This is a genomic window from Burkholderia sp. Cy-637, from assembly GCF_011753175.1.
Lineage (GTDB): Bacteria > Pseudomonadota > Gammaproteobacteria > Burkholderiales > Burkholderiaceae > Burkholderia > Burkholderia gladioli.
This window is the reverse complement of the sequence record NZ_VWWC01000018.1, coordinates 48,043-66,111: the sequence shown is the minus strand read 5'-3', so window position 1 is coordinate 66,111 and position 18,069 is coordinate 48,043. Positions and strand designations below refer to the sequence as shown.

The window sequence follows — 18,069 nt, the reverse complement described above, 5'->3', positions numbered from 1 at the left end:
GATCTTGTCGCCGGCATGCCGCCACGGCGTCGCGTCGACCTCGCTCAACTCGGTCGGGCGCGGCCCCTGCCAGGGCGCGGCCCAGTCGGCCGCGAGCGGATCGAAACCGGCGCCGAGCCGGAGATCGCGCGCGAGCGCGGCGATCAGGCCGGCGTTCGCGCCGAGCCCGTCGCCGACCGGGAAACGCGCCAGCGCGAGCAGCGTGTCGCGGCGCTGGCGCGCCTCGGGCGAGCGGCCGAAGACATGCAGGCCGTCGCGGATCTGCGCTTCCTTCAGTTCGCAGAGCCAGGCGTCGACGCGCGTGAGCAGCGCGTCCTCGTCGTCGCGGCCGCTGGGTTCGGCCAGGCTCAGTTCCTCGTGCAGCCGGTGCTCGACGATGGTGTCGAGGATGCTCCGGCGCAACAGTTTGGCGCGGCGCGGATCGACCATCAGCGCGTCGTAGTATTCGTCGACCTGCCGCTCCAGGTCCTGCAGCGGCCCGTAGTTCTCGGCGCGCGTGAGCGGCGGCATCAGGTGGTCGACGATCACCGCCTGGGCGCGGCGCTTGGCCTGGCTGCCCTCGCCGGGATCGTTGACGATGAACGGGTACAGATGCGGCAGCGGCCCGAGGATCAGGTCGGGCCAGCAGGCCTCGGACAGCGCCACGCTCTTGCCCGGCAGCCATTCGAGATTGCCGTGCTTGCCGACGTGCACGATCGCGTCGATCGCGAATGCGTCGCGCAGCCAGAAGTAGAAGGCCAGATAAGCGTGCGGCGGCACGATCTCGGCATCGTGATAGCTCGCGTAGTCGTTCGCCTCGCGCGTGCGCGCCGGCTGGATCCCGACGAACACCTGCCCCGCGCGCCAGCCGGCGATCGGGAAACGTCCGTGGCGCAATGTCGGGTCCTGCTCGGGCTCGCCCCAGCGCGCCTCGATCGCCTCGCGCGCGGCCGCCGGCAGCCGTGCGTAACGGCGCCGGTAGTCGTCCATCGCGAGGCTCTGGAAGGCCGGGCGGATCGCCTGCGAGGTCGGGTCGTTGGTCACGCCCTCGGTGAGCCGCGCGATCAGCGCGTCGCCCGTCTCGGGCAGCGCGCCGGCCAGCGTGTAGCCCGCCTCGCCCAGCGCGGCCAGGATGCCGAGCGCCGAGGCCGGCGTGTCGAGCCCCACGCCGTTGCCGATACGCCCCTCGCTGGTCGGGTAGTTGGCCAGCACCAGCGCGAGCCGCTTGCCCGCGTTCGGCTCGGTGCGCAGCCGGCACCAGCGGCGGCTCAGCTCGGCGACGAAGGCGATGCGCTCCGCGTCGGGCTGGTAGCGCACCACGTCGACCTCGGTATGCGGGCAGCGATAGGCCAGCCCCTTGAAGCTGACCGCGCGCGTGACGATGCGCCCGTCCACCTCGGGCAGCGCCACGTGCATGGCGATGTCGCGCGCGTGCAGGCCCTGGGGATCGGCCAGCCAGGCCTCGCGGTTGCCGCCCGAGAGGATCACCTGCAGCACCGGCGCGTCGCCGGCCAGCTCGACGGCCGAGGGCGCGTCGATCGCACCGGCCGCGAAGGCGGTGGTGTTGAGCACCAGCGCCACGCGCTCCGAGGCGACCAGCCGCGCGATCACCTCGCGGCTCGCGGCGTCCTTCAGCGAGGTGACGGCGATCGGCAGCGGGTTGAGCCCCTCGCGCTCGAGCGCCTCGATCAGCGCGTCGAACACGGCCGTGTTGGCGGCCTGCCAATGCGCCTTGTAGAACAGGATCGCGACCACCGGCGCGCCGCTGGTCCAGCGCGCGTGCCAATCTTCCACCACGGCCGGCTCGCGCATCGGGTGATAAAGCGCGGCGGCCGGCAGCGGACGCGGCGGCGACGGCGCCTCGCCGACGCCGAGCGCATGGAAGGCGATGCTGCGCAACAGCGCCTGCGCGTTCCAGGCGCCGCCCTCGCGCAGGTAGCGCCACCACTGCCGGCACAGCGCCGGGTCGACGGTGCTCCTGGCGACCAGGTTCGGATCTTCCTGCAGGTCGCCGGAAAACATCGCCAACTGCTGGCCGCGCCGTTCGGCCAGCGCGACCGCCTGCTCGATCCCGTAAGGCCAGTAGGCCTCGCCGCCGAGATGGTCGATCACCACCACGCTGGCGTGCTGCAGCACGTCGTCGATATAGAAGTCGACCGAGGCGGGCTGGCGCAGGAAGCTGACGTTGGCCAGCCGCAGGCTCGGGAAACCCTCGCCGAGCAGCGGCACCGCGCTGGCGAGCAGGGACAGCGTGGTGTCCGCCGAGCTGAGGATCACGATCTCGGCAGGACGCTGGTCGATGCGGATCACGCCCTGCGTGTCGTCGACGAAACCGCCCGGCGTGGTGCGCAGCAGATGCATCGGGAGCCCTCGCGCCTCAGGCCGCTTGCACGGCGTCGCCGAGCGCGGCGAGGAAGGCCGCCTGCAGCGCGGCCGCGTCGAGGTCCTCGCCGATCAGCACGAAACGGCTGGTGGCGCCGTCCGCCTCGGTGAGGCGCCGGTCGAAGTAGCTGTCGAAGCGCCCGCCCACGCCCTGGATCACCAGCCGCATCGGCGTGGCCGGCAGCGCCGCGAAACCCTTCACGCGGTAGATCGTGTGCGCGTCGACCAGCGCGCGCAGCGCGGCGATGGTCGCCTCGCGCGAGCTCACGCGCGCCTCGACCACCACCGAATCGAATTCGTCGTGGTGATGGTCGGCATCCTCGGCCGAGCCGTGATGATCGTGACGCAGGTGGATGGTTTCCTCGGAGGCCGCGTTCAGGCCGATCAGGGTGGCCAGGTCGAGCTCGCCGCGCTGCGCGCGCACGATTTTCACGTGCGCCGGGATCTCCTCGCGGATCGTCGTCTCCACCGCGGCGAACTGCGCCGCGTCCAGCAGGTCGGTCTTGTTGACGATCACCAGGTCGGCCGAGGAAAGCTGGTCGGCGAACAGTTCGTGCAGCGGCGATTCGTGGTCGAGATTCGGATCGGCGCGGCGCTGCGCGTCCACCGCCTGCACGTCCTCGGCGAACTGGCCGGCCGCGGCGGCCGGGCCGTCGACCACCGTGATCACGGCATCGCAGGTGAAGCTGTTCTTGATCGACGGCCAGTTGAAGGCCTGCACCAGCGGCTTGGGCAGCGCCAGGCCGGAGGTCTCGATCAGCACGTGGTCGATCTGCTCGCGGCGCTCCACCAGCGCCTCCATCACCGGGTAGAACTCCTCCTGCACCGTGCAGCACAGGCAGCCGTTGGCCAGTTCGTAGAGCTGGCCGGCCGCTTGCGCGCCTTCCTCGCAGCCGATGCCGCAACCCTTCAGGATCTCGCCGTCGATGCCGAGCTCGCCGAATTCGTTGACGATCACCGCGATCCGGCGGCCCGAGGCATTTTCGAGGATGTGGCGCAGCAAGGTGGTCTTGCCGCTGCCGAGGAAGCCCGTGACGACGGTCACGGGGATTTTGCGCATTTGCATGGAATTCGCCTGTCGGTGAGTCGGTGGATGATGCCATCGCGGCGTCGGCACGACGCGCGGCCGGCCTGCCGGTCGTCATGCCGGCCGCCCGGGGACGACGATCATCGACGATGGACTGGCCGGCCGACGCGCCCAGGGCGCGGCCGCGAGGCTGCACGGGAACCCGCGCCGCCACCCGCGACGCTTCCCTGCGGATTCGCCGCCGCGCGCCGCCGGGCCTGGCCCGGGGCTCGCGCGCGACTGGCGCTTCCGTGGTTCTGGCCGGTATCCGGGCTGGCGACAGCGCCGCTTCGCCTTCCCGGACGCGTCTCGCGTCCAGTGGCCGGGCCGCGCGCCCGAGCGACTCGGGGCGCGGTGAAGCGGGGCTCGCATCGCTTGCGCGATGCATGCGCTTACCGTTGCGGGGGCAGCACAGGTTGAGGTCGTCCGCGGCGCGGCGAGCTTCCCTGTTTCCCGTTCAACTGCGTGCCAAGAGAATCCGCACGCGAGCACCAAAACGCGTGCGAGTGTAGGCGCGGCGCCAAGACGCGTCAAGGCGGCGCGGCCGGCCGCGGCGCGCGATGGGGCGCGCTCGGCGCCGCGGCTCTTTTTGTGCGCCCGCGCCACCGAGGCGCCTGCCCGGCAAGCCCCGGCGAGCGCCCTTCCGGCCCCGTCCGCTGTGCTATCGTATGCGCGCGTTCGGTGCCCGCAGTCGCATTCGCGGCGGCGGTTAAACGGGAAACAGGGAGCGGCGCGCCGCCAGCCTGTGCTGTCCCCGCAACGGTACGCCGCCGGCGAATCGCGCAAGCGCGACGCGCAGGCCGACTCGAGCCACTGCCGATTGCGGCGGGAAGGCGTCGGCATGACAGGCGGCCAGCCCGGATACCGGCCGACGCAGACGGCGAGCCCGGCTCGCCGGACATGGCACCCGCGTGGGACGGGCGCCATGCGAAATCCGCATCGAGGCACGAAGCGTCGTCGACACCGTGGTTCGCCGTTTTTTTGCCCGCTCGTGTGCCCGTTTGCTTGCACGTTTGTTCGCTCGTTCACCACTCGTCCGCCCAGCATGACCTGCATCGCTCCGGATCGCATCGCCGCGCCGCGCATCGTCGTCGGGGTCGGCTGCCGCGCCGGCAAGTCGCCCGAGGCGATCGAGGCCGCCATCGCCGCCGCGCTCGCGCGCCGGCCCGGCCTCGCGCTGGCCGATATCGCCCGCGTCGCGACGCTCGACGCCAAGGCCGCCGAACCCGGCCTGGTGGCCTGCTGCGCGCGCCATGGCTGGCCGCTGGTGGCGATCGCGCGCGAAGCCGTCGCCCCCGATGCGCCGCCGGGGGATGGCGCGGCCCCGAGCTCGGCCGCCTTCGCGCGCTTCGGCGTCGAGGGCGTGTGCGAGCCCTGCGCGCTGGCTGCCGCGCCGCACGGCCGGTTGCTGGTGCCGAAGACGATCGTCGACGGCGTGACCGTGGCGATCGCCGGGCCCGCCTGAACGCGCGATCATGCCGCCGCCTTGCCCGATGCCCCGATATTTTCCTGCCCGCTTTCCCGTATCCCTAGGACTTCCGACCCGATGAAAACCGATCCCGAATCGCATCAGCGCATGACCGAACGCCGCCGCGCCGGCCATGAAAAGAAACAGGCCGCGGCGACCGCCGAGAAGGGCCTGCTGATCGTCAACACCGGCAACGGCAAGGGCAAGAGCACGGCCGCCTTCGGCATGGCGGTGCGCGTGCTCGGCCACGGCATGAAGCTGGGCGTGGTGCAGTTCATCAAGGGTGCGCTGCACACGGCCGAGCGCGACCTGCTCAACACCTTCGCGGATTGCGATTTCGTGACGATGGGCGACGGCTACACCTGGAACACGCAGGATCGCGAGGCCGATATCGCGACCGCGCGCAAGGGCTGGGACGAGGCGCGCCGGATGATCGAGAGCGGCGAGTACCAGATGGTGATCCTCGACGAGCTGAACACGGTGCTGAAGTACGACTACCTGCCGCTCGACGAGGTGCTGGCCGTGCTGGCCGCGCGCCCGGCGGCGCTGCACGTGGTGGTGACGGGGCGTCATGCGCCCGACGCGCTGGTGGAGGCCGCCGACCTGGTGACCGAGATGCGGCTGGTCAAGCACCCGTATCGCGAGCAGGGCGTGAAGGCCCAGCGCGGCGTGGAGTTCTGAGCGTGTCGGCAGGCGTGCTGCGCTGCCCGGCGCTGCTGGTCGGCGCGAGCGGCTCCGGCCAGGGCAAGACCTCGGTCACCGCGGGGCTGGCGCGGCTGCATCGGCGGCTCGGCCGGCGCGTGCGCGTGTTCAAGACCGGCCCGGACTTCCTCGATCCGATGATCCTCGCGCGCGCCAGCGGCGCCGAGGTGCATTCGCTCGACCTCGGCATGGTCGGCGAGGACGGCTGCCGCGCGCTGCTGGCGCAGGCGGCGGCCGAGGCCGATTTGATCCTGATCGAGGGCGTGATGGGCCTGTTCGACGGCACGCCGAGCAGCGCCGACCTCGCCTGCCGCTTCGGCGTACCGGTGGCCGCGGTGATCTCGGGGAAATCGGTGGCGCAGACCTTCGGCGCGCTGGCTTTCGGGCTCGCGCGTTTCCGGCCGGGGCTGCCCTTCCATGGCGTGCTGGCCAATCGGGTCGGCTCCGAGCGGCATGCCGCGCTGCTGCGCGCCTCGATGCCCGAGGACATCCGCTGGCTCGGCCATCTGCCGGCCGACCCCGGCATCGCGCTGCCGGAACGGCATCTCGGCCTGCACCAGGCCGCGGACATCGCCGACCTCGACGCGCGGCTCGAACGCGCGGCCGATGCCATGGCGCGGACCTCGCTGGCCGAGTTGCCGCCGGAAGTGGCATTCGCGCCGCCCGCGCAGCCAGCACCCTTGCCGCGCTGGCTGGCGGGCCTGCGGGTGGCGGTGGCGCGCGATGCGGCCTTCTCCTTCCTCTACCCGGCCAACCTGGCGCTGCTCGAAGCACTCGGCGCCAGCCTGGGCTTTTTCTCGCCGCTGGCCGACGAGGCCTTGCCCGATTGCGACGCGCTGTACCTGCCGGGCGGTTATCCGGAACTGCATGCGGCACGGCTCGCCGCCAACCGGCGCAGCGCCGCCGGCATCGCCTCGCATGTCGCGGCCGGGCGGCCGCTGCTGGCCGAGTGCGGCGGCCTGCTCTATCTCTGCGAGACGCTGGGCACGGCGGACGGCACCGTCACGCCGATGCTGGGCCTGCTACCCGGCGCCGCCACCATGCAGCGGCGCTTCACCTCGCTCGGCATGCAGCGGCTCGACACGCCGGCCGGGCCGATGTCGGGCCATACCTTCCATTATTCGAGGCTGCAGACGCCGCTGGCGCCCACGGCCGTCGCCGTGCGGCCCGACGACGGCGCGCCGGGCGAGGCCGTCTACCGGCACGGCTCGATCGTCGCGACCTACATGCATGCCTATTGGCCGTCGAATCCGCGGGCGCTGGCCGACCTGCTGCTCGGGGCGTGGCCGCCGGCCAGCGCGCTCGCGGCCGGCTAGGCGCGCTCGCCGGACCCGGCGCGACGCGGCGCGCAAGGTCGCGCCCGAAACCGGCGCGACCTGCCCGCAGCAAGGCGGGAGCCGGCCGCCACCCGCTCAGGCGACGCCGATCAGCACGTCGGCGGGAATCCGCAGCCCCTGGTGCAGCCGGCGGATCATCGCCAGGCTCAGCGGGCGCTTGCCGTTCAGCACTTCGTAGACACGATTGGTATTGCCGATATAAGGCTTGAGGTCGGCGACCGTGAGGCCGCCCTGCTCCATGCGGAACTTGATCGCGGCGATCGGATCGGGCGCGTGCAGGCGAAAACGCGCGTCCTCGTAGCGCTCGACCAGGAACGACAGGATCTCGAGCTTGTCGCCCTCGGGCGTGCCGGGCGCGGGATCGGCATCGACCAGGGCCGAGACTTCGGCGAGCGCCGCCTCGTAGTCCTGCTCGCCACGGATCGGGCGAATCGTAATGTCCATCAGTTCATCTCCACGGTAGCCGCATCCACCCTGTCGTATTCCGCGTGCGTGCCGACGAACTTCACGTAGACGACGCCGACCTGCCAGGCAATCGCGACGATCAGCCGATAGGCGTTGCCGTGCAGCTTGAACACCACGCGATTGCGCCCGACGAAGCTCGCCGAGGCATAGGCCGCGCGGATCTGTTGCGGCGTGGTCCATCTCGACTTGGCGGCGTCGGCGCACCACGCCAGCATCGACTGGCGCGCCTGCGGATGACGGATGACGAAGGCCTGCAAGGTTCGCTTGGCAACGATACGCATAAGGATGCAGTGAGGATCCATGGTAGTCCCGAAGTGGGACTATTTCAACGCGAATCCGGCGCTGCGTCCATTCGACCAAATGGCCTGCCATTCCCGTCCCTTGCCGGGACAGCCCCTTGCAGCAAGGCTTTGCCGCGTCGTCGCGCAGGCCGGGCACGGGCAGGCGCGACGCGATGCCGCTCGAGGAAACGCGGCCCGGAGCAGCGCGCCAGCCCCTAGCGTCGGCGCGAGGCCGCCGCGAAGGCCGGCGGCGCCACGCCGCGATCGAGGGCGGCGAGGCATTCGGCGCAATGACGAACCACGTCGCGCACCATGAAATGCACCAGCGTCGGCGACACGTCGAGCGCGTCGGCCGCGGCCGCCAGCGTCTCCTCGCGCACGCGCACCATCTCGAAGGCGGTCCGGCTGCGCACCGGGACCTCGGTCAGTACCGCGCGCATCCGTTCGAGGGCGTCGCGCGTCAGCGCGATCGCCTCGGGTGTGGGCTCGGGCGACGGCACGTCGAGCCCCGCCTCCGCCTCGGCATGCCAGTGGGTTTCGAGCGACTGGCGGCGACAGACGTCGATCGAGGCATTGCGCACCATGCGCGTGACATAGGCGAGCGGCTGCCGGATCGCCTCCTGGTTCGGGAAATCGACCAGCCGCAGCAGCACGTCGTGCACCACGTCCTCGGCACGGCTGGCGCAGCCGGTCACCCCCTGCGCGACCTTGACCAGCATCGCGCGATGACACACCAGGGTCTCGACGAGCGCACCGCGGCCGCGCGCCGCGTGCCTGGCGGCCAGGCGCGGCGACATGCGGGCGGATGCGGCGAGGGTCGGTTCCGGCATCAGGCATCTCCGTATCGTGGCGGGTTCGGGAAAATCGACTGCGTTGAATTTAATGCAAACGCAAATCATTCTCAATCGTATCGAGAGATTTTTCACGATCCGAAGTCCTATACGAGGGCAAAGCGAGGCAAGCGGCAAGCGCCGTGCATGACACGCAAGTTTGGCGATTCCACTCGCATCCTCCGCGATCCGAAATCGATCCCCATATAAAAGTCAAAAATTGTCGGAACGCTGGCGACACGGTGCTGTCATCTTTCTCAGCGTCGATTCTCACCGCAGGGTTCCACCCCGCATCGATGGATCATCGTTCGGAGCGGTGTTACCCCGCGTCCCTGGGCCGAACGGAACGTATCGGGCCGCCGCGCGCGGCCCGGCGTCGTACGCCAGAGTGCTGCCGGCCGTGCCGTGTCGCGCGGTTTTCGCGTAGCCAGCCTTTCCCCACCCCTTGCCCTGAACCTGCCTTTTGAGGATGTGGAGTCCGTTGAGCCCAATTCCCGAAGTTTCGCTTGTCGCCGGCGACCGACACGCCCGCCGGCTCGCCACACCGAATCCTCCCGCGCGCCCCTTCATGCGCCTGCTTCCCGCCGCCGCGGCGCTTGGCGCGATCGCCGCGTTCAGTCTCGCGGTGACGCTGCCCGCGGTCTCGAACACGCCCTCGCCGACCACGCTCGGCGCGGCCAGGACCCCGCAGCAGGTATTCGCCGCCACGCCGTTCCCGAGCGCGCAGCGCTTCGTCACCGATCAGCTGGAGGCCGCGATCGCCTCGCGCGATATGCGTCCCGGCCGCTTCGCCTCGCGCTTCGCCGCGGGACGCAGCCTGCTCGGCGACGGCAGCGAGCTGTTCTCGCTCGCCTCGCCCGCGTTCGGCATGGGCGAGCCGCCGCTCGCCACCGGCCTGCGCACCGGCGCCATCACGCATTCCTTCGCGCAGACGCTGCAGCAGCTCGATATCCCGCCCGAGGTCCGCATCCAGGTCGGCGACCTGGTCGCCGCGCAGTTGCGCACCCACGCGGCCGCGCAGACCGGCGACCGCTACCGGATTGCCTACGAGACCACCCGCGAAGGCCCGCGCCTGAGCGCGATCGAGGTGCGCGCCGCCGGCAAGCGCTTCGGCGCGATGTGGTTCCGGCCGCCCGGCGCCGAGCACGGCGCCTTCTACACCTTCGACGGAACACCGCTGGAGGCGGCGGCGCTGAGCATGCCGGTGCTGGCCACGCGCATCAGCTCGCCGTTCGGCGAGCGCATCCACCCGATCTCGCACCTGCGTTCGCTGCATACCGGCGTCGATCTCGCCGCGCCGCGCGGCACCCGCGTCAACGCGGCGGCCGACGGCGTGGTCGCCTTCGTCGGCGTGGATCCGCACGGCTACGGCCGCTACGTCGTGATCGACCATCCCGATCACTATTCGACGCTCTATGCGCACCTGTCCGCCTATGCGCCGGGGCTCAAGGTCGGCATGACGCTCGCGCAGGGCCAGCGTGTCGGCGCGGTCGGCATGACCGGCGCCGCCACCGGCCCGCACCTGCACTTCGAGGTGCGCATCGCCGATACGCCGGTCGATCCGATCGTCGCGCTGGCCGACGCGAGCAATACGCTCTCGCCGATGCAGCTCGACGCGTTCCGGCGCGACCTGGTCGATGTGCGCACGCAGTTCGCGGCGGCGGCCGGCCCGAACGTCGGCATCGCGATGCTCGATGCCGCGCCGGCCGGCGCCGGGCTCTCGACGCTCGATCCGACGCTGCGCACGCTGTTGCAGACGCCGCAGGTGTCGTCGGCGTCGTGAGGCTTGTGGGGAACGCAGTTCCCGATCGACAATCGCCAGCTCCGATCCACCATCAAGCTGGCCGACTCAATCCGGAATCCCACTCGCCATGACCTCCTCCCCGCCCGTCGCCCTCGTCACCGGCTCCACTTCCGGCATCGGCGCCGCGATCGCCCGCCGGCTCTCGCGGGATGGTTACGCGATCGTCCTGCACTCGCGCGGTTCGGCCGCCGCAGGCCAGGCCCTGGCCCGCGAACTCGGCTCGGCCGTCTACCTACAGGCCGACCTGGCCGACGATGCCGCGCGCGTGCGACTGGTGCGCGAGGCGATCGCCGCCTGGGGCCGCCTCGACGTGCTGGTCAACAATGCCGGGATCAGCCGCGTGATCCCGCATGCGGACCTGGCGGCGGCCACGCCCGCGATCTGGCAGGAACTGCACGAGGTCAACGTGGTCGCGCCGTTCCGGCTGGTCAGCGAGGCGCAGGCGGCGCTGCGCGAAGCCGCCGCGCGCGGCCGGCCCGGCTGCGTGGTCAATGTCAGCTCGCATGCCGGCGTGCGCCCCAAGGGCGCCTCGATTCCCTATGCCGCGAGCAAGGCGGCCCTGAACCATGTCACGCGCCTGCTCGCGCTGTCGCTGGCACCGGAGATTCGCGTGAACGCGGTCGCGCCGGGCCTGGTCGACACGCCGCTGACGGCCGACTGGACCCAGGCCCGGCAACTCTGGAAGGAGCGCGCGCCGATGCGCCGCGCCGCCAGCCCCGAGGACATCGCCCAGGCGGTGGCCATGCTGGTCGCCTCCGACTACCTGACCGGCGAGATCCTGCTCTCGGACGGCGGCCTCAATCTCACCTGAGCAACCGTCACGGGCCGCCCTCCGCGGTTCGCGGGACGAAAAAAAGCCCGCCGTGAAGGCGGGCATCAATCCCAGTCAAGGAGGTGTCACACGAACTACGGGCTCAGAGTAAGCGGCCCGCCTGGCGTGGACAACCAAGCATTTTCGATATCCTTATCGCGCGCCGGCCGCTAAGCACATGGTGCCGCCGGCGCGTCGCCGATGCCGCCCGGGCTCAGGGCTCAGGGCTCGTGGCGCAGGTAGCCTTCCTTGGCCGGTTCGCGCATCCGGAACGAGACGATGAAGGAAATCGCGCAGAGCGCGGTCACGTACCAGTAGAAGGTGGACTCGCTGCCGGCCTGCTTGAACCACAGCGCCACGTATTCGGCGGTGCCGCCGAACAGCGCGTTGGCCACCGCGTAGGACAGGCCCACGCCCATCGCGCGCACCTCGGGCGGGAACATCTCGGCCTTGATCAGGCCGCTGATCGAGGTGTAGAAGCTGACGATGGCCAGCGCGATCGTGATCAGCACGAAGGCCGTCACCGGGCTCGTGGTACCGGCGATCGCATGCATCAGCGGCACCGTGCCGATCACGGCCAGGCCGCCGAAGAACAGCATCGAGGTACGCCGGCCGATGCGATCCGACAGCGCGCCGAACAGCGGCTGCAACAGCATGTAGACCAGCAGCGCCGCCGTCATCACGTTGCTGGCCGTCTTCGCGTGCATGCCGCTGGTGTTGACCAGGTACTTCTGCATGTAGGTGGTGAAGGTGTAGAAGATCAGCGAGCCGCCGGCCGTGAAGCCGACCACGGTGAAGAACGCGCCGCGATGCTGCATCACGCCGCGGATCGTGCCGGCATCGCGCGCGCGGCGCGATTCGGTGGTCGAGGTCTCGTCGAGCGACTTGCGCAGCCAGAGCGAGACCAGCGCGGCCAGCGCGCCGACCAGGAACGGGATCCGCCAGCCCCAGGCGCGCAGCTCCTCGGTGCTCAGGAACTGCTGCAGGATCACCAGCACCAGCAGCGCGCAGAGCTGGCCGCCGATCAGCGTCACGTACTGGAACGAGGCGAAGAAGCCGCGCCGCCCCTTCAACGCCACCTCGCTCATGTAGGTCGCGCTGGTGCCGTATTCGCCGCCCACCGACAGGCCCTGGAACAAGCGCGCGATCAGCAGCATCACCGGCGCCAGCGCGCCGATCTGGTCGTAGGTCGGCATCGCCGCGATCACCAGCGAGCCGCCGCACATCATCAGCACCGAGATCATCATCGCGGTGCGCCGGCCGCGCCGGTCGGCGATCCGACCGAACAGCCAGCCGCCGATCGGGCGCATCAGGAAGCCGGCCGCGAACACGCCGGCGGTGTTCAGCAACTGCGTGGTGGGATTGCCGCTGGGAAAGAAGGCATGCGCGAAATACAGCGCACAAAATGAATAGACGTAGAAGTCGAACCACTCGACGAGATTGCCCGACGAGGCGCCGACGATCGCGAGCACGCGCCGCCGGGTGTCGTGGGGGGCCATGCTGGCCTGATCGGTGAGGTCGGTCATGTAGGTTGGTTTCCTCGATTAGCCTGTGGTGCCGATGACGGCCGCGTCCCGCCCGCCCGTGGGCAGGACGCGGCGTCGCGCGGCGCCATTCTATCGAAATGAAAGCTTCGGCACCTTCAGGACTGTCCCGAGGTTCGCGCCCGCCTGACGATCGGGCGACAAATGGCGAACGATTGCCCTCCAGGGCCGGATTGCGTCGCTGCCGTCGATAATGACCGACCAAGAAAAAACCAGCCCGGCGGGCTGGTTTTTTCTTGGCGGGAGTCGAGGCGATCGACTCAGACACGCACCTCGGGCGGCCGGTAGCGGCACTCGTAGCGCTTGCGCACCGTGCCCGACTCGTCGACGCTTTCCAGGAACACGTCGAACTGCCAGAGCCGCGCCATGTGCTTGAGCACCTCGTCGCTGTCGTTCGACAGGTGCCGGTTGTCGGTCATGAAGTGGCGCAGCGTGAGGCTGCGGTCGCCGCGCGTGTTGACGGCCCAGACCTGGATGTTCGGCTCGCGATGGTGGATGTCGTATTGCCGGGACAGCGCCTGGCGCACGTACTGGTAGCCGCTGTCGTCGTGGATCGCCGACACCTCGAGCGAGTCGCGCATGTCGTCGTCGAGCACCGAGAACAGGCGCATCTCGCGGATCAGGTGGGGCGACAGGTACTGCGCGATGAAGCTCTCGTCCTTGAAGTTGCGCATCGCGTAGTGCAGCGCCGGCAGCCAGGGGCTGCCCGCCAGCTCGGGGAACCAGCGGCGGTCCTCGTCGGTGGGGTTCTCGCAGATGCGCCGGATGTCGCTCATCATCGAGAAGCCCAGCGCATACGGGTTGATGCCGCTGTAGTAGGGCTTGGTGACGGGCGGCTGGTAGATCACGTTGCTGTGCGAATGGAGGAACTCCATCATGAAGCCGTCCTCCAGCTTGCCCTGCTGGTAGAGCGTATTGAGCAGGGTGTAATGCCAGAAGGTGGCCCAGCCCTCGTTCATCACCTGGGTCTGCCGCTGCGGATAGAAATACTGGCCGATCTTGCGCACGATGCGGATCACCTCGCGCTCCCAGGGCTCCAGCAGCGGCGCGTTCTTCTCGGCGAAATACAGCAGGTTCTCCTGCGGCTCGGGCGGGTAGCGGCCCTCCACCTCCTCGTCGGCCAGCTCGGGCTTGCGGCCCGGCAAGGTGCGCCACAGCTCGTTGACCTGCGACTGCAGGTAGGCCTCGCGCTCGCGCCGCAGCGCCGCCTCCTTGGACAACGAAGGCTTCTGCGGGCGCTTGTAGCGATCGACGCCGTAGTTCATCAGCGCGTGGCAGGAGTCGAGCAGTTCCTCGACCCGGTCGAGCCCGTAGCGCTCCTCGCACTCGGCCACGTAGTTCTTCGCGTAGACCAGATAGTCGATGATGGCGTGCGCATCGGTCCACAGCCGGAACAGGTAGTTGCCCTTGAAGAAGGAGTTGTGGCCGTAGGCGGCATGCGCGATCACCAGCGCCTGCATGGTCAGCGTATTTTCTTCCATCAGATACGCGATGCAGGGGTTGGAGTTGATCACGATCTCGTAGGCCAGGCCCATCTGGCCGCGCCGGTAGCTCTTCTCGGTCGACAGGAAGTGCTTGCCGAACGACCAGTGGCGGTAGTTGACGGGCATCCCGACGGACGCGTAGGCGTCCATCATCTGCTCGGCGCTGATCAGCTCGAGCTGGATCGGATAGACGTCGAGCTCGTATTGCTCGGCGACCTGCGCGATGTGCGTGTCGTACTCCTCGATCAGCTCGAAGGTCCAGTCCGACGGGCACGGCAGCGGCTTGCGTTCGGCGACGTTCATGCGCCCTTCCTTCTGCCCGGATTCGGGCATTACCGGGAGCGGCGACGATGCCTCGGCCGCCGCGTCCGATTCCTCGGGCCGGCGTTCGGGCGCATCGTCGCCCGTGTGGCGCGCCTGGTAACCGCGCGCTTCGTTGTGCAAATGGCGTGTCGTCATACGGCGTTACGTTTCCACATGCTTTTCGAACAGTTCGCGGAACACCGGGTAGATGTCCGCGGCGGACTCGACCTTCTTCATCGCCATATGCGGCTGCGACAGCGCGAGCTGGGCATATTCGAGCCAGAGGTTCTGCTCCTCGGGCGTGACCTGGATATAGGCGAAGTAGCGGGTCTTGGTCAGGATGTCGTCCTGGAGGATCTTGCGGCACTTCGGCGAATCGTCGGTCCAGTTGTCGCCGTCCGAGGCCTGCGCGCCGTAGATGTTCCACTCGCTGGGCGAATAGCGCTCGTCCATCACCTTGCGCATCAGCTCCAGCGCGCTCGACACCACCGTGCCGCCGCTTTCGGTCGAATGGAAGAAGGTGTCCTCGTCGACTTCCTCGGCGCGCGTGTGGTGGCGGATGAATACCACCTCGATGCGCTCGTAGTTCCGCTTCAGGAACAGGTAGAGCAAGATGAAGAAGCGCTTGGCGAGATCCTTGCGCTGCTCGTCCATCGAGCCCGACACGTCCATCAGGCAGAACATCACGGCCTGGCTCGACGGCTGCGGCTGCTTCACGCGATTCACGTAGCGCAAGTCGAACGGGTCGATGAAGGGGATGCGCCAGATCCGCCCGCGCAGATGATGGATCTGCGCCTCGAGCTCGGCGATCTCGACGCGGCGATCGGCGGTGTCGGCCTTCAGCTCCTCGAGTTGCGCCTCCAGCACGCGCAGTTCGTTGACGAGCGGCGAGCCGAGCGCGATGCGCCGGCCCAGCGCGCTGCGCAGCGAACGCACCACGTCGATGTTGTTCGGCGTGCCCTCCGCGGCCCAGCCGGCCCGCACGCTCTTCCAGCTCGGCACGGTCAGCAGGTGCGTCTTGACCAGCCGCGGCAGTTCGAGATCGTCGAAGAAATACTGCATGAACTCGTCGCGGCTCAGCTCGAAGACGAAATCGTCCTGCCCTTCGCCCTCGTTGCTGGCCTGGCTGCCGCCACCGCCCGAACCGCCGGGCGGGCGCGGGATCTTGTCGCCGCGGATGTAGTCGGAATTGCCCGGATGCACGTATTCGCGCCGCCCGCCCGACGTGTGGCGGAAGGTCGGCTCCGCGATGTCCTTGCGCGGAATGGTGATGCTCTGGGTGCTTTGGATGTCCTTGATGCTACGGTCGCGCACGGCGTCGGACACCGCGCGGCGAATGTAGTTCTTGACGCGACGCAGAAAGCGTTCGCGGTTTGCAATGCTCTTGTTCTTGCCGGCAAGCCTGCGGTCGATGATTTGATGAAGCACTCCCGGTCTCCCGCTCGAAAGTCGATACGCCGGGACGTGCCGCACGATCCGCCGTGCGGCGCGTCGCTCAGGGTGCCCGCGCGCCGCCGGCGCGCGGGCGATGCATCGTGCGTGTCATGAGGACTTGCGCACGCGCAGATACCAGTCGCACAGGAGCCGTACCTGCTTCGGCGTGTAGCCCTTGGCGACCATCCGGTTCACGAAGTCCTCGTGCTTGCGCTGCTCCTCCGCCGATCCCTTGGCGTTGAAGGAGATCACCGGCAGCAACTCCTCGGTGTTCGAGAACATCTTCTTCTCGATCACCACGCGCAGCTTCTCGTAGCTGACCCAGGCCGGATTCTTGCCGCCATTGGCCGCGCGTGCCCGCAACACGAAGTTCACGATCTCGTTGCGGTAGTCCTTCGGATTGCTGATGCCGGCCGGTTTCTCGATCTTCTCGAGCTCGGCGTTCAAGGCCGCGCGGTCGAAGCTCTCGCCGGTATCGTGATCGCGGAACTCCTGGTCCTGGATCCAGAAGTCGGCATAGGTCACGTAGCGATCGAAGATGTTCTGGCCATACTCGGAATACGACTCGAGGTAGGCCGTCTGGATCTCCTTGCCGATGAACTCCGCGTAACGCGAGGCCAGCAGGTCCTTCACGAAGGACAGGTACTTCTGCTCGGTTTCCGGCGGGAACTGCTCGCGCTCGATCTGCTGTTCGAGCACGTACATCAGGTGCACCGGATTGGCGGCCACCTCCGAGGTATCGAAGTTGAACACGCGCGAGAGAATCTTGAAGGCGAAACGCGTGGACACGCCGTTCATGCCTTCGTCGACGCCGCCGTAGTCGCGATACTCCTGGTAGGACTTCGCCTTCGGATCGGTGTCCTTGAGGTTCTCGCCGTCATACACCTGCATCTTCGAGAACAGACTGGAGTTTTCCGGCTCGTGCAGCCGCGTGAGCGCCGAGAACTGCGCCATCATCTTCAGCGTGCCGGGCGCGCAGACGGCTTCGGCCAGCGAGGAGTTGCGGATCAGCTTCTCGTAGATCTTGATCTCTTCCGACACACGCAGGCAGTACGGCACCTTGACCACGAAGATCCGGTCCAGCAGGGCTTCGTTGTTCTTGTTGTTGCGGAAGGCCTTCCACTCCGATTCGTTCGAGTGGGCGAGGATCACGCCGTCGAACGGGATCGCGCCGAAACCCTCGGTGCCCTTGAAGTTGCCTTCCTGGGTGGCGGTCAGCAGCGGATGCAGCACCTTGATCGGCGCCTTGAACATTTCGACGAATTCGAGCAGGCCCTGGTTGGCCAGGCACAGGCCGCCCGAGTAGCTGTAGGCATCGGCATCGTCCTGCGCGAACTGTTCGAGCTTGCGGATGTCGACCTTGCCGACCAGGGAGGAGATGTCCTGGTTGTTCTCGTCGCCCGGCTCGGTCTTGGCGATGCCGATCTGGCGAAGGATGGAGGGATAGCGGCGCACCACGCGGAACTGGCGGATATCGCCGTTGTACTCGTGCAGGCGCTTGACGGCCCAGGGGCTCAGGATGCTCTTGAGGTAACGACGCGGAATGCCGTACTGCTCTTCCAGGATCGGGCCGTCCTCGTCGTAGTCGAACAGCCCGAGCGGCGACTCGTTGACGGGCGAACCCTTGAGCGAATAGAACGGCACGCGTTCCATCAGTTGCTTCAGACGCTCGGCGATCGACGACTTGCCGCCGCCCACCGGCCCGAGCAGGTAGAGGATCTGCTTCCTTTCCTCGAGACCTTGCGCGGAGTGGCGGAAGTACGCCACCACCTGCTCGATCACCTCCTCCATCCCGTAGAACTCGCGAAACGCGGGATAGACCTTGATGACCTTGTTCGCGAAGATCCGCGACAGACGCGGGTCGTTTCGCGTATCGACCTGCTCCGGTTCCCCGATGGCTGCCAACATGCGTTCGCCCGCGGTGGCGTACGCCGATGGATCGTTCTTGCAGAGCGCGAGATACTCTTCGAGCGAGAACTCCTCCTCCCGGGTTTTCTCGAAGCGGTTCGCGAAGCTGCTGTAAATATCCATGCTACCTCCTCGCCTGTGTCTGAAGACGATCTTGCCTTCGTGAGATCACGCCGAAGCAGGACCGTTCAATTTCATCCTAAACCCAATTGCTTTTTTTTTCACGAACAAACTTCAGTCGGAACGTTGTTGTTCGACACTCAGAAAAACC

Annotated in this window: 14 protein-coding genes and 2 riboswitches; of the genes, 5 read left to right on the top strand and 9 right to left on the bottom strand. The window is 68.4% G+C overall.

Annotated features, from left to right (window positions below; genetic code table 11):
• Both cobN and cobW read right to left on the bottom strand, forming a co-directional pair.
• Nucleotides 1–2,340: cobaltochelatase subunit CobN (gene cobN, locus F3J10_RS08245; protein WP_167241850.1), on the bottom strand; the 2,340-nt coding region annotated here is incomplete at its 3' end.
• Between the two features lie 16 nt (nt 2,341–2,356).
• Nucleotides 2,357–3,427 (bottom strand): cobalamin biosynthesis protein CobW, encoded by a 1,071-nt coding sequence (gene cobW / locus F3J10_RS08240; protein ID WP_013697899.1) that lies wholly within the window; start codon nt 3,425–3,427, stop codon nt 2,357–2,359.
• A 241-nt stretch (nt 3,428–3,668) separates the two neighbouring features.
• A riboswitch (cobalamin riboswitch) is annotated at nt 3,669–3,938 on the bottom strand.
• 151 nt (nt 3,939–4,089) lie between these two features.
• A riboswitch (cobalamin riboswitch) is annotated at nt 4,090–4,315 on the top strand.
• A 157-nt stretch (nt 4,316–4,472) separates the two neighbouring features.
• On the opposite strand from cobW, the gene F3J10_RS08235 reads away from it, so the two are divergent.
• From F3J10_RS08235 to F3J10_RS08225, 3 genes are all read left to right on the top strand, one after another.
• A complete protein-coding gene (locus tag F3J10_RS08235; RefSeq protein ID WP_025098047.1) occupies nt 4,473–4,892 on the top strand; it encodes a cobalamin biosynthesis protein in 420 nt (139 codons plus the stop codon).
• Nucleotides 4,893–4,973: 81 nt separating this feature from the next.
• Nucleotides 4,974–5,576: a cob(I)yrinic acid a,c-diamide adenosyltransferase gene (cobO, locus tag F3J10_RS08230; protein ID WP_167232343.1), complete on the top strand. Its 603-nt coding sequence runs from the start codon at nt 4,974–4,976 to the stop codon at nt 5,574–5,576.
• A 14-nt stretch (nt 5,577–5,590) separates the two neighbouring features.
• Entirely contained in the window at nt 5,591–6,913 is a 1,323-nt protein-coding gene (locus F3J10_RS08225) for a cobyrinate a,c-diamide synthase (protein ID WP_167241851.1), read from the top strand.
• Nucleotides 6,914–7,009: 96 nt separating this feature from the next.
• Here F3J10_RS08225 and F3J10_RS08220 read toward each other — a convergent pair whose 3' ends face one another.
• The 3 genes from F3J10_RS08220 to F3J10_RS08210 form a co-directional block, all read right to left on the bottom strand.
• Complete coding sequence (locus F3J10_RS08220; RefSeq protein ID WP_025098050.1) at nt 7,010–7,372, bottom strand: hypothetical protein; 363 nt, start codon at nt 7,370–7,372, stop codon at nt 7,010–7,012.
• 5 nt (nt 7,373–7,377) lie between these two features.
• Nucleotides 7,378–7,680 carry a type II toxin-antitoxin system HigB family toxin gene (locus F3J10_RS08215; protein ID WP_013697893.1) on the bottom strand — a complete coding sequence of 101 codons (303 nt, stop codon included), beginning with the start codon at nt 7,678–7,680 and terminating at the stop codon, nt 7,378–7,380.
• Nucleotides 7,681–7,895: 215 nt separating this feature from the next.
• Nucleotides 7,896–8,477: an RNA polymerase factor sigma-70 gene (locus F3J10_RS08210; RefSeq protein WP_227743053.1), complete on the bottom strand. Its 582-nt coding sequence runs from the start codon at nt 8,475–8,477 to the stop codon at nt 7,896–7,898.
• A 502-nt stretch (nt 8,478–8,979) separates the two neighbouring features.
• Here F3J10_RS08210 and F3J10_RS08205 point away from each other — a divergent pair.
• Nucleotides 8,980–10,293 carry a M23 family metallopeptidase gene (locus F3J10_RS08205; RefSeq protein WP_167241849.1) on the top strand — a complete coding sequence of 438 codons (1,314 nt, stop codon included), beginning with the start codon at nt 8,980–8,982 and terminating at the stop codon, nt 10,291–10,293.
• Between the two features lie 88 nt (nt 10,294–10,381).
• On the top strand, nt 10,382–11,125 hold the full coding sequence (locus F3J10_RS08200; RefSeq protein WP_025098054.1) for an SDR family oxidoreductase: 744 nt from the start codon (nt 10,382–10,384) through the stop codon (nt 11,123–11,125).
• A 221-nt stretch (nt 11,126–11,346) separates the two neighbouring features.
• Here F3J10_RS08200 and F3J10_RS08195 read toward each other — a convergent pair whose 3' ends face one another.
• The 4 genes from F3J10_RS08195 to F3J10_RS08180 all read right to left on the bottom strand — a co-directional run bounded on the left by F3J10_RS08195 (nt 11,347) and on the right by F3J10_RS08180 (nt 17,921).
• Entirely contained in the window at nt 11,347–12,651 is a 1,305-nt protein-coding gene (locus tag F3J10_RS08195; protein WP_025098055.1) for an MFS family transporter, read from the bottom strand.
• Nucleotides 12,652–12,929: 278 nt separating this feature from the next.
• Nucleotides 12,930–14,612, bottom strand: a complete 1,683-nt coding sequence (locus tag F3J10_RS08190) for a SpoVR family protein (RefSeq protein WP_025098056.1) — start codon at nt 14,610–14,612, stop codon at nt 12,930–12,932.
• A gap of 6 nt (nt 14,613–14,618) precedes the next feature.
• The gene (locus F3J10_RS08185; protein WP_025098057.1) at nt 14,619–15,884 is read right to left on the bottom strand and encodes a YeaH/YhbH family protein; all 1,266 of its coding nucleotides are present in this window, start codon (nt 15,882–15,884) and stop codon (nt 14,619–14,621) included.
• A 114-nt stretch (nt 15,885–15,998) separates the two neighbouring features.
• Complete coding sequence (locus F3J10_RS08180) at nt 15,999–17,921, bottom strand: PrkA family serine protein kinase (protein WP_025098058.1); 1,923 nt, start codon at nt 17,919–17,921, stop codon at nt 15,999–16,001.
• Nucleotides 17,922–18,069: the final 148 nt, after the last annotated feature.

Coding starts and splice junctions, on each gene's coding strand:
- F3J10_RS08210 (WP_227743053.1), bottom strand. CDS start 8,477: ATGTCGCCGCGCCTGGCCGCCAGGCACGCGGCGCGCGGCCGCGGTGCG.
- F3J10_RS08215 (WP_013697893.1), bottom strand. CDS start 7,680: ATGCGTATCGTTGCCAAGCGAACCTTGCAGGCCTTCGTCATCCGTCAT.
- F3J10_RS08200 (WP_025098054.1), top strand. CDS start 10,382: ATGACCTCCTCCCCGCCCGTCGCCCTCGTCACCGGCTCCACTTCCGGC.
- F3J10_RS08205 (WP_167241849.1), top strand. CDS start 8,980: ATGTGGAGTCCGTTGAGCCCAATTCCCGAAGTTTCGCTTGTCGCCGGC.
- cobW (WP_013697899.1), bottom strand. CDS start 3,427: ATGCAAATGCGCAAAATCCCCGTGACCGTCGTCACGGGCTTCCTCGGC.
- F3J10_RS08190 (WP_025098056.1), bottom strand. CDS start 14,612: ATGACGACACGCCATTTGCACAACGAAGCGCGCGGTTACCAGGCGCGC.
- F3J10_RS08195 (WP_025098055.1), bottom strand. CDS start 12,651: ATGACCGACCTCACCGATCAGGCCAGCATGGCCCCCCACGACACCCGG.
- cobO (WP_167232343.1), top strand. CDS start 4,974: ATGAAAACCGATCCCGAATCGCATCAGCGCATGACCGAACGCCGCCGC.
- F3J10_RS08235 (WP_025098047.1), top strand. CDS start 4,473: ATGACCTGCATCGCTCCGGATCGCATCGCCGCGCCGCGCATCGTCGTC.
- F3J10_RS08180 (WP_025098058.1), bottom strand. CDS start 17,921: ATGGATATTTACAGCAGCTTCGCGAACCGCTTCGAGAAAACCCGGGAG.